This is a genomic window from Pseudomonas sp. F2 (assembly GCF_057174385.1).
Map to the genome: position 1 here is coordinate 1,314,197 of NZ_CM169904.1, position 11,705 is coordinate 1,325,901.

General features: G+C 58.2%; 8 protein-coding genes. 3 read left to right on the forward strand and 5 right to left on the reverse strand.

What is annotated here, in order from left to right; translation table 11 throughout:
- The first annotated feature begins 242 nt into the window (after positions 1-242).
- Positions 243-1,868: a methyl-accepting chemotaxis protein gene (locus AC193Q_RS05730; protein ID WP_041063716.1), complete on the forward strand. Its 1,626-nt coding sequence runs from the start codon at positions 243-245 to the stop codon at positions 1,866-1,868.
- 41 nt (positions 1,869-1,909) lie between these two features.
- A complete protein-coding gene (locus AC193Q_RS05735) occupies positions 1,910-3,097 on the forward strand; it encodes an aminotransferase class I/II-fold pyridoxal phosphate-dependent enzyme (RefSeq protein ID WP_121185345.1) in 1,188 nt (395 codons plus the stop codon).
- A 140-nt stretch (positions 3,098-3,237) separates the two neighbouring features.
- Here AC193Q_RS05735 and AC193Q_RS05740 read toward each other — a convergent pair whose 3' ends face one another.
- The 5 genes from AC193Q_RS05740 to AC193Q_RS05760 form a co-directional block, all read right to left on the reverse strand.
- Positions 3,238-4,215, reverse strand: coding sequence for an NAD(P)-dependent oxidoreductase (locus tag AC193Q_RS05740; RefSeq protein ID WP_121185347.1), 978 nt, complete (start codon positions 4,213-4,215; stop codon positions 3,238-3,240).
- A 14-nt stretch (positions 4,216-4,229) separates the two neighbouring features.
- Entirely contained in the window at positions 4,230-5,528 is a 1,299-nt protein-coding gene (locus tag AC193Q_RS05745) for an MFS transporter (protein WP_047294284.1), read from the reverse strand.
- 43 nt (positions 5,529-5,571) lie between these two features.
- Positions 5,572-6,630, reverse strand: coding sequence for a sugar kinase (locus tag AC193Q_RS05750; RefSeq protein ID WP_121185349.1), 1,059 nt, complete (start codon positions 6,628-6,630; stop codon positions 5,572-5,574).
- On the reverse strand, positions 6,623-7,405 hold the full coding sequence (locus tag AC193Q_RS05755; protein ID WP_047294289.1) for an AP endonuclease: 783 nt from the start codon (positions 7,403-7,405) through the stop codon (positions 6,623-6,625). The genes AC193Q_RS05750 and AC193Q_RS05755 overlap by 8 nt, the downstream gene beginning before the upstream one ends.
- Positions 7,406-7,583: 178 nt before the next feature.
- Entirely contained in the window at positions 7,584-8,612 is a 1,029-nt protein-coding gene (locus AC193Q_RS05760; protein WP_121185351.1) for a LacI family DNA-binding transcriptional regulator, read from the reverse strand.
- A gap of 232 nt (positions 8,613-8,844) precedes the next feature.
- Here AC193Q_RS05760 and AC193Q_RS05765 point away from each other — a divergent pair, with 232 nt between their 5' ends.
- Positions 8,845-11,685, forward strand: coding sequence for a hypothetical protein (locus tag AC193Q_RS05765; protein WP_483879283.1), 2,841 nt, complete (start codon positions 8,845-8,847; stop codon positions 11,683-11,685).
- Positions 11,686-11,705: the final 20 nt, after the last annotated feature.

Genomic DNA, 11,705 nt, shown 5'->3' on the forward strand with positions numbered 1-11,705 from the left:
TTTTAAAGATCAAGATCCAAAGATCGCAGCCTTCGGCAGCTCCTACAGGGGCGTGTGAGTGTTTCAGTGTTGAAACACCTTGAAAAATATTTTCGCTTTACACGAAATCTTCCTAAAGCGCCGCCGATACAGAGGTCAGGCGCACACAGATTCCCTCGAACAGTGCCGCCGGACTGACCCCGCTCAAGGGCCAGTGATGACGGCAAGGACGCTCGCAGTTACCTCTATCCGAGAGTCCAACCATGTCCTTGCGTAATCTGAATATCGCGCCCCGTGCTTTCCTCGGTTTTGCCTTTATCGCCTTGTTGGTGATTGTCCTTGGTGTGTTCGCCGTCAACCGCATGTCGACCATCCGCCAGGCCTCCATCGACATGGAGACCAATCAACTGCCCAGCGTCACGTACCTTGGCGTGGTAACGGAAAACGTTCTGCGCCTGCGGATTCTGTCGTTCCGGATTCTGGTCAACCGCGACCCGGCAGGCCTGCAAGAAGCGCAAACCCGTATCGGCGTGCTGGTGGACAAGGTGCGCAGTGCTCAGGCCAGTTACGCCGCGTTGCCGGCAGAGAGCGAAGAGCGAGCGTTGTACCAGACGTTCGCGACCACACTCGATAACTACCTGCAAGCGCAAAACCAGATGATGGAGCTGTCGCGTCAGGACAAGGTCGACGAAATGCGCACCCTGATCAACACGCGGATCAAGGACGGCACTGACCAGATGGGCGAACAGCTCAACAAGCTGATTGCAATCAACGCTGCAGGCGCGAAAGTCGCCTCCACCCAGGCCGGTGAGCACTACGACAGCGCCATTACCGGTATCGTCATTGTGGCTGTTGTCGCGGCGCTTGCCACTGTCCTGCTGGCCCTGCTGCTGACCCGCAGCATCGTCACCCCGCTGAACCGTGCCGTGCAGGCGGCGCAGACCATCGCTGGCGGCAACCTGACCCAGTCCATTGAGGTCGATGGCAAAGACGAAGCCACACAATTGCTGCAAGCCTTGTCGACGATGCAGACCAATCTGCGCAAAACCATCGAACAGATTGCCGGCTCCGCCACTCAATTGGGCGCTGCAGCCGAAGAACTCAGCGCGGTCACCGAAGAAGCCTCCCGTGGCCTGCAACAGCAGAATAACGAAATCGAACAGGCTGCCACCGCCGTCAACGAAATGACCGCCGCGGTGGAAGAAGTGGCACGCAACGCGGTGTCGACCTCCGAAGCCTCGAACCAGTCGACCCAGGCAGCCCGCGAAGGGCGCGATCAAGTGGTGAAAACCGTCGACGCGATCCAGACCATGACCCATGACGTGCAGAGCACTGCACAAATGATCGAAGGCCTCGCCGCGCAGGGACGTGACATCGGCAAGGTGCTGGACGTGATCCGCGCCATCGCCGAACAGACCAACCTGCTGGCCCTCAATGCGGCGATCGAAGCGGCGCGTGCCGGTGAGGCCGGACGTGGTTTTGCGGTGGTGGCGGACGAAGTGCGCGCCTTGGCCCATCGCACCGCGCAGTCGACTCAGGAAATCGAAAAAATGGTCGCCGGTATTCAGAACGGCACCGGTGAAGCCGTGTCGTCGATGCAGCAAAGCAACCAGCGCACCCAGACCACCCTGGAAATGGCTCGTGCCGCTGGCGTGGCACTGGAGCAGATTACCCAGTCGATCCATCAGATCAACGAGCGCAACCTGGTGATCGCCAGCGCTTCGGAAGAGCAGGCGCAGGTCTCGCGTGAGGTCGACCGCAACCTCGTCAACATCCGTGACCTAGCCACGCAATCGGCTGCCGGGGCCAACCAGACCAGCGCCGCGACCCATGAACTGTCGCGTCTGGCGGTGGATTTGAACGCGATGGTGGCGCGGTTTGTGATTTGACCTAGGGTGAAGGCTGGAGACCGCGCCATCAGGAGACGTACATGCGCTATTCAGCCTTGACCCAACGCATCGCCGGGGAGGGGGCAGCGGCCTGGCAGATTCATGACCGCGCGCTGGCGTTGCGCGCCGAGGGAGTCGACATTCTGCTGCTGAGCGTGGGTGATCCGGATTTCGACACGCCGCTGCCGATCATTCACGGCGCCATCGACAGTCTGCTGGCTGGCGATACGCATTATTCCGAAGTGCGTGGCCGACTGGCGCTGCGCAAGCTGATCGCCGCTCGCCACCAGCGGCGCAGCGGTCAGGTGGTGGAGGCCGAGCACGTTATCGTGCTGCCCGGTGCGCAATGCGCGGTGTATTCGGTCGCTCAATGCCTGCTGGATCCGGGTGACGAGGTGATCGTCGCCGAGCCAATGTACGTGACCTACGAGGGCGTGTTCGGCGCATGCGGCGCGACGGTGGTGCCGGTACCGGTACGGCCGGAAAACGGCTTTCGCGTAGACCCCGCCGATGTCGCCGCGCGGATCACGCCGAAGACCCGCGCGATGTTGCTCAACAGTCCCAATAATCCTTCCGGCGCGAGCCTTTCCCTGCTGATCTGGCAAGCGCTGGCGGCGCTGTGCGTGCGTCACGATTTGTGGCTGATCAGCGACGAGGTCTACAGCGATCTGCTTTACGAGGGCGAGCACATCAGCCCGGCGAGTCTGCCGGGCATGGCCGAACGCACGGCGACCATCAACAGTCTGTCGAAATCCCACGCCATGACTGGTTGGCGCATCGGCTGGTCGATCGGGCCGAAAGCGCTGGCCGAGCATCTGGTGAACCTGTCGTTGAGCATGCTGTTCGGTCTGCCGGATTTTGTGCAGAAAGCAGCAGAGGTCGCGCTGGCAAGAGATCTGCCGGAGGTGACGCAGATGCGCGAGGAATATCGGTTGCGTCGCGATCTGGTGTGCGAACGCTTGCGCGGTTGCCCGGGGCTGCAGCCGATTCGCCCGGATGGCGGGATGTTCGTGATGGTCGATGTGCGCCAGACCGGGTTTGGTGCGCAGGCATTTGCCGAGCGGCTGCTGGAAGGTTACGGGGTGTCGGTGCTGGCCGGTGAGGCCTTCGGGCCGAGTGCGGCGGGGCACATTCGCATCGGGCTGGTGCTGGACCGGGTGAAGCTGGCGGATGCCTGTGCACGGATTGCGTTGTGTGCGGTGCAGTTGTTGCAGGCGCGCAGTGCCTGATGGTTTGTGTTGTCGAGGCTGGCCCCTTCGCGAGCAAGCTCGCTCCCACAGTGGGTGGAGGGGGCACAAAGTTTTATGTGCAACCTGAACCCTGTGGGAGCGAGCCTGCTCGCGAAGACGGACTCTCAGTCGGCGATTTTTCAGCCCTGCCAAGCCGCTGGATTCACCAGATTAGCCGGCTTCTCCCCAGCCAAAGCCACCAGCAGGTTGTCCACCGCACACCGCGCCATCGCCTCCCGCGTCTCATGTGTCGCCGAGCCCATGTGCGGCGTTGCCACCACATTATTCAGCTGCAATAACGATGAGTCGTGATTCAGCGGTTCACGCTCGAACACATCCAGCCCCGCCGCGCGAATCCGTTGATGGCGCAGCGCGTCGATCAGTGCCGCTTCATCGACCACTTTGCCGCGAGAGATATTGATGAAGATGCTCTCGGGGCGCATCAACGCAAATTGCTCGGTGCCGATCAAACCTTCGGTCTGCGCGGTCAGCGGCAGGGTCAGGCAGATGAAATCCGCCTCTTGCAGCAGCGCCTCAAGGCTGCGGTACTGCGCGTCAAAACGTGCCTCGACTGCCGGTTTGCGCGACTGGCTGTGATAAAGCACCGGCATGCCAAAACCGAAATGCCCGCGTTGCGCCAGCGCCTCGCCAATGCGACCCATGCCGATGATGCCCAGGGTCTTGCCATGCACATCGGTGCCGAAATGCGCCGGGCCGATGTTGCGGTGCCACTGGCCGCTGCGCACCATGTTCGCCAGTTCCACCACGCGCCGGGCCGTGGCGAGGATCAGCGCGAAGCCAGTGTCAGCGGTGGTTTCGGTGAGCACGTCAGGAGTGTTGCTGAGGAGGATCTTGCGTCGGCTCAGGTAGTCGATGTCGTAGTTGTCGACGCCCACCGAAACGCTGGCAATCGCCTGCAGTTGCGGCGCCAGATCGAGCAGCGCGGCGTCAAGTTTCAAGCTGGCACCGAGCAAACCGTGGGCGCTCGGCAAGGCGTCGCGCAGCTTCATCAGGCCGTCGGCGTCGAGGGTTTCGATCAGCGTCACGTCACAGTGTTGCTGCAGGCGCGTCATCAGCGCCGGCGACAGTTTTTTGTACAGCACGACTTGCTTTTTCATGGGCAAACATCTCTTCAGGAATGCGCCGGCACGGGACGCGTGGCAACGGCTTTGGCCACGACACGATCACTGGCGCCGGGCTTGAGAAAAATCGTCAGCACCACCGACAGCAGCAACGCGCCGCTCATCAGCAGGTACGAAGCGCCGGGCGAGCCGGTGGAGCTGTTCAGATAACCGACCAGGTACGAGCCGCCGAACGAACCGAGCGCGCCCATGCTGTTGATCAGCGCCATGGCACCGCCGGCAACATTGGCCGGAAGGATCTCCGGAACGATGGCGAAGAACGGCCCGTACGGCGCGTACATGCAGGCGCCGGCGATCACCAGCAGCGTGTAGGACCACCAGAAATGTTCCGCGCCCAAGGCGTAGGAGCCGTAGAACGCGATGGAGGCGATCAGCAGCGGCGGCCAGACGAAGCGTTTGCGCTTCTGCAGTTTGTCCGAGCCCCACGACACCGCGAGCATGCCGATCACCGCCGCCAGATACGGCAACGCCGACAGCCAGCCGGCTTCGATCATGTCCATTTGCGCGCCGGCCTTGAGGATCGACGGCAGCCACAGCACGAAGCCGTAGACGCCGATGCTCCAGCAAAAAAACTGCAGCGCCAGAATGATCACCTTCGGCGAACGGAAGGCTTCGGCGTAGTTCTTCACCGCTTTGATCCCGACCTGTTCGGCGGCGAGAGCGCTTTCCAGATCGTGCTTTTCCTGATCGCTCAGCCACTTGGCCTGAGCCGGACGATCATCGGCCAGTTTCCACCAGATAAACGCCCAGAGCACCGCCGGCAAGCCTTCGATGATGAACATCCAGCGCCAGCTGAAGTGCTGCACCAGATAGCCCGAGACCACCGACATCCACAGCATCGTGACCGGGTTGCCGAGGATCAGAAAAGTGTTGGCCCGCGAGCGCTCGGCGCGGGTGAACCAGTGGCACAGGTAGACCAGCATCGCCGGCATCACCGCGGCTTCGACCACGCCGAGCATGAAGCGGATGACGATCAGCCAATAGGCATTGGAGACCACGCCGGTCAGCGTGGCGAGCCCGCCCCAGAAGATCAGGCTGAAGAAAATCAGCTTTTTCACGCTGTGCTTTTGCGCGTAGATCGCCCCGGGCACCTGGAAGAAAAAGTAGCCGAGGAAGAACAGCGCCCCGAGCAATGAAGACAGACCCGGGGTGATCATCAGGTCCGCGGCCATGCCCGAGGCGGCGGCGAAGCCGTAGTTGGCGCGATCGAGATACGCCAGGCTGTAGGTGATGAACACGATCGGCATGATGTACCACCAGCGGCGGGCGGCGAGGGTTGCGGTTTTCATGGTGTTGCTCCTGAGCTTGTTGTTTTTGTCGCAGCAGGTTCAATTAATGGGTTGTCTGAGCGGGCCTCATCGCTGGCAAGCCAGCTCCCACAGGTATCTCGGGTAAGTCGACTATTGCATTCCCACCGCCGAACCCTGTGGCAGCTGGCTTGCCAGCGATGGCGGACTGGAATTCAGCGATGAGCTCGGACCGGGTCGGCAACCCCTCCATATCCCCGCGACTCTGCACCGCCCGACTGCCAATCCAGTTGGCGCGTTGCACCGCCTCGGCAAAACTCTGATGCTCAAGCAGGGCACTGATCATGCCGACGGCAAAGCCATCACCGGCACCCACCGTGTCGACTACGTTGGCCACCGGTACTCCGGCGACAAACCCCTGATCCAGTTGCGTGCGGTAATAGGCGCCCTGCGGGCCAAGCTTGATCGCCACGGCTTCAGCGCCGTGATCGAGATAGAACGCGGCAATGTCCGCCGGGTCTTCGAACCCGGTCAGCAAGCGACCTTCGCTCAAACCCGGCAGTACCCAGTGGGCGAGGGCGGCGAGGCGGTTGATTTCGCGGATCATCTCCCGTTCGCTGGCCCACAGGCTTGGGCGCAGGTTCGGGTCGAACGACACGCTGCGCCCGGCATGGCGCATGCGAGTCATCAGTTCGAACGACATTTCCCGAGCGCTGGCTGACAGTGCCGGTGGAATCCCGGTGGCGTGCAGGTGACGGGCGCTGAGCAAGGTATCGGTGATCGACTGTACGGACAGACGACTGGCCGCGGAGCCACGGCGGAAATACTCGACCTGTGGGTCGCTGCCATCGTCGTTACGGGATTTGAACTGGAAACCGGTCGGGTGCTGGTCATCGACCGCGACGTGACTGCAATCCAGACCTTCCTCGATCAAGGTCTGGACCACGAACCGGCCGAGGGAATCGGCGCCGACCCGGCTCAGCCACGCCACATTGAAACCCAGGCGCGACAAGCCGATCGCCACATTGCTGTCGGCGCCGGCAATGCGTTTGTGAAAATGTTCGACCGCCGCCAGATCACCGGTCTGCTCGGCGACCAGCATCGCCATGGTTTCACCGAACGACAGAATATCGATCTCAGACATGGGCAGGCTCCAGACGCGATTGACCAAGGCGGGCGAGGGCGGCGACGTGTTCGGTGGTCAGTGCCACCAGATCTTCGCCCTGCAACGGGTATTCGGCGGCGCGCATAACGCCTTGGGCCATGTGGCGCAGCAGTTGTTCCCACAAATGCAGATCGCTGACGGCGGGCGGCACCGCCACCAGTTTGCCGTCGGCGCGCCGGGCCACAGCTTTGCAGTGCACGTAGCCGACATGCCGTCCAAGCAGACGTGCGGCGTTAGCGGCGGACTGGTCCTGCCACTGCCAGTTGCCGATGTCGAAGGTCATCTTGATCGGCAAATCATGCTGCTCGACCGCCGCGAAAAAACGCTGGAACGGCTCGATGCGGCCGCCCTGCAAGGTCTGGTCGTTTTCCACCAGCAACTGCACTGGGGTGTTGCCCAGCAGTTGCTGCAGCGCCTGCAGATCACAGTTGTCGGTGAAGTAGCCGAGGGAGACTTTCAGCCATTTCGAGCCAAACGCCCGGGCGTGTTGCAGGGCGTTGATCAGTTCGGGATTGGGCCGCGCCTGACCGGCGAGCCATAGTTCGGTCGGCGACGAATAGATGCTTTGCAGACCCTGCGCCTGGGTGGCGGCCTGCAGTTGTGCAGGCACTTCGCGGGTCAGCAACTCTTCGCGCCATTCGATGCGATTGGCACCGGCGGCGGCCAGCACGTCGATGAAGAAATCTTGCCCGCGTTGGCGCACAAGCTCGGCGCCGTAGCTGGACAGGCTGATGGAAACGGCGGGTTTATTCATTGTTATCTGCCTCTGAAACCGGTTTCATTTTTGTGCAAAAAAATATCAGGTGGTTCTGTGATGGCCTTTCGGGCCGCATCGCTGGCAAGCCAGCTCCCACAATGTTCCGGGGTATGGGATAGATTGCATTGACACCACAAAACCCTGTGGGAGCTGGCTTGCCAGCGAACGCGTCAGCTCAAACACCACCATTCCCTCGGGTAGACCCGCGCTCAACCAGCACCGGCGCAAAATCCAGCCTGCGGGTCACCTCAACATCCCCCCGCAAACGCTTGAGCAAACACTCAAACGCCCGCGCACCGATCTCGGCCGTCGGCTGGGCGAGGGCGGTAATTCCGCTGCCCACCAACGGGTACCAATCCAGATCATCCAGGGCAATCAACCCGAGATCTTCGAATAGCCGACACCCGATTTCGCGCAAGGCCAGCGTGCAGGCCAGCGCCGCCACGCCATTGGCGCAAAACAGTGCTTTGGGGCCGGTAGCCTTGGTGTTTAAAAATGTTTGTAGATCAGTGACGAGCGCGTCGCTGGTTTCCTGCACTGCCCCGGTCAGCCCGGAGCGCTGGGCAATCTGCGCCTGAAAACTGCTGACCCGCTCGATCCGCGAACTGGTGCCGTCATACGGTTCGGTCACCATCAGCACGTCGCGATAGCCACGATGTTGAAGATGCTCCAGCGCCATCTCGATAGCTTGTGGGTTGTTCAGCCCGACCATATCGCTGTCCAGGCCTTCCACTTTGCGGTCCACCAGTACCAACGGCATCTCGCGGTGCAGCTCGTGGAGTTCGTCACGGTGATGGCCGAGGGTATTCACGATCAGCCCTTCGATGTTGTACGAGCGCAACAGCGCCAGGTGCTGACGTTCCTGCTCGTCATCACGGTCGGTGTTGCACACCACCAGGCTGTAGCCGTGCCGCCGGCAGGCGGTTTCCACCCCGTGCATCACGGCAATTGAATAAGGGTTGCGGATATCGGCCACCAGCATGCCGATCAGGCGGGTCCGGCCGCGTTTCAAACCACGGGCCATTTGATTGGGGCGATAGCCGAGTTCGGCAATCGACTGCTCGATGCGCTGGGCAATGGTATCGGAGAGCAGGGCACGGTCATCGCCGATAAAGCGCGAGACGCTGGCCTTGGACACGCCGGCGTGTTCGGCGACATCAAGCATGGTCACGCGGCTGCGCTGGGCGGCGGAGAAATCGTTCACGGTTGAGTCTTCTTATTGTCTGAAACCGGTTTCAGGTAACACCAGATTCCTTGGCTGCGTCAAGTGAAGGGTGGGGGCTGATTGGAAAAAAGGTCCGCCGTTTCCGACAGGCGGTAGCTGCACCTGTCAGATCTGACAGTTGGAGAAAGACATACAGAAGCGCCTAATTTGACCAACGGATCAGCAGGGGATTTCACAAACGGAACCCCGATTAATGTGGTGGATTTGAATCATGAGTTCAGCTGATTTTTCCAGAAACAGTCCTTCAAACGGCATATTTGCCGCACCTCTTTCAGTTGAAGGTGTTGATGACAATGATCTGGACGGACATATTCCCAGAGATATCCTGCTGGCTGGTACTCAAATCAAAATACCTCGCCCGGATGACACGGGACCCAAAGATCAACTGATGGTGTTCTGGGTACAAAACTCAGTAGAAACACTTATTTTTGATAATGAATATCCAGCGGGAATTATTGATTCTTTTGTTTATGTGCCTTTGACGCCTCAACAAATGGCAACTAATGGTGTTGCGCATGTTTATTACAATTTATGGAAGAGAGGTGGAGGTAATCCGGATTTATCTCCACTCCGTAAACTGACCATTAATCACACGCTGCCTTTAACCTTTTCGGAACCTTCGCCGGTGGGTGCAACAACCTGGGGGTACTGGAATAACGACAAAATTCCTCCATTGACAAGTGGCGGTGCTGTAAAAATTCCTTCCCTGCTTAACATTGCGCTGTCGGGATATGTTGCAGTGATTACCTGGAGGGGATACCAGTCAATCAACGGAAGTGGTACGGAAGTGGAAGAAGCTTTTGGTCAATGGAGGAGAACGCTTTCCGATACAGAAATAATAAATGGCTTTATGCATGAAGTGCCATTTCCAATCTATATAAGTTCGTTGGGAAATTATGGCTCCGCTGCTTTTATTTGTCAGGTGTTTGATGGCAGCAGGCTCGTTGCTGAATCAGAAAAAGGATTGGTGAAAATCGATCGAATAACACCTGGTACAACTGGCCCTTCCGGCCTGAACTCGCAAGGAGAGACGACAATGGGAATTACATTTGTACCTAGAAAACAACGCCCGGTTTCTGTTTTGTCAGGTGGTGGGGTTCTTAACTTGACTATAACAATTGATACGCTGGCGGGTGGTTTTATCAAGAAGGCCATGATGGATTCCGGTAAATTGATGATCAACCTGGCTCGCCCCGATGATGAACATGATGATGATGAAGTTGGATTCAAATATCGTGAAAAAGGCGAAGTGACCTGGATTGATTACCCGGATGACGCGGTGCTTGGCCCTATCGCTGGTCGACCTGTCTCGCCTATCCCGTTGGACTTGGACGCGAATCTGTTTAAGGAAAAGGCGACATCCCCAGGCCCGACTGTTTGGGAGCTGCTGGTCAGGTACTACAAAGAGGGGGGCGGTAATTTCGATGACGGCCAAGTGGAGTTTATCGTTGACCAACTCGCGCCGGTCGATACAAAAAACCCTCCCAAAAAAATCAAGCCAACGCCCGCTCCAAGTTTTGACAACGGTCCTGCGGATGCACAAAAGACGGTTGATTCCACTTGGATAAACTCGAATCAAGATGTGGAGGGTACGGTTAACGTCGGGTATTTCGGGCGCAGGGTCGATGACAATTTAAGAGTCTGGCTTGTTTCCGGTTCGCAAAGAGTTGAGGTCTTCAATGGAACTGTCGATGCGACGGGTAAGTTCAGTTTTCCTAGCACCGAGTTGCTTGTATTCCCTAACGGGCGCGTCAATTGGATTTATGAATGGACCGACTGGATCGGTAATCAAGGCCAGGAATCTGTTTCTGCACCCTTGCTGACATTGAAATTACCATTAGCACCATCGATCAATAAAGCCCCATTGGTGCCGAAGACTGATCCAAGTTACACCACGACGCTTTACTGGGAAGATTTTCTCAGCACGACTACACCTCCGGCCCCCATCGCGCTTACGGCTATCGTCGAAAACTCGACAATTCAAGACGCGGAGCCGGGGGATCAAATCTCTCTGGTGCTTACTAAAGCCAGCGATGTCATTGTTTCTTTCGAGACTGCGAAACAGCCATGGGCTAACGGTAATTTGACTTACAGCATTGACTTCAAAAATATACATCCGCTGTTTGCTGATCCCGATAGCCCTGTCGACATTAATATCAACTCCGTAATAGTGCGTGCCGGTCTTTCGCCTGATGCCGAATCACCGATTGCAACCTTTACTTTTGACTCGCGTGTCGCGGGTGTAATACCTACGAATCCACCTGATCTGGAGAACGCGGATCTCCAACTACCGGTTGTGACGGGGGCTTCCGGTGTTGCAAACGTTGTGGCGGCCACTGATCGTGACAAACCAGGCACATTTACAGTGGCAAACGCCCTGAACGATCCGGACATTCTGCCGGAGCATGAGGTCAAGTGTTACTTGGGTAACGCTACAGTACCTTTTGAAACATTTAGTCCGTTTAGGCCTGTGTCGAGTTTTTCTGTTCCTATCCCGGCAAGTGAAATGGCAAAGTTGAAACCACCAAGCGATACGGCCCGCTACACGATCGAAATCACGGGACTGGGTAAGAACATCAATAAATCCTTGCCTCAAACAGTGGTAGTCAACCAGATCCCGATCGTGCTGCCGCCTCCAACGGTCAATGTCCGCAAACCAGCAACTCGCGACTATATCGAGTGCTTCGCGATGATCAGCCCTACGAGTAATTATGTGATGGGGCTGAATATCACAAAAGACCCGTTATTACCGCCAGGCACCATTATTACCGCACACTTTGAAGCGTACTCGGATGCTGCAGGTACACAGTTGATTAACGGTACGGCGGACTCGAAACCGTACACCATCAAGGCTGCCGATGTGCCTGACGTTGCAGGTGTAGGTACTGCCACAAACTTCAAGGCTGCACAGCCGAAGCGAGGTGTCATTGCGTATGGGAAGTACTGGTATACGGCTGCTGGCGGTACGCAATCGTCAAATCCGATCATCAAACCTCTGGATACCATCAATAGCAGCTTCCAGTATTGCGATCTGACAGTGGCTCCTGCTTAACGCTGTGTTGATTAACAGAG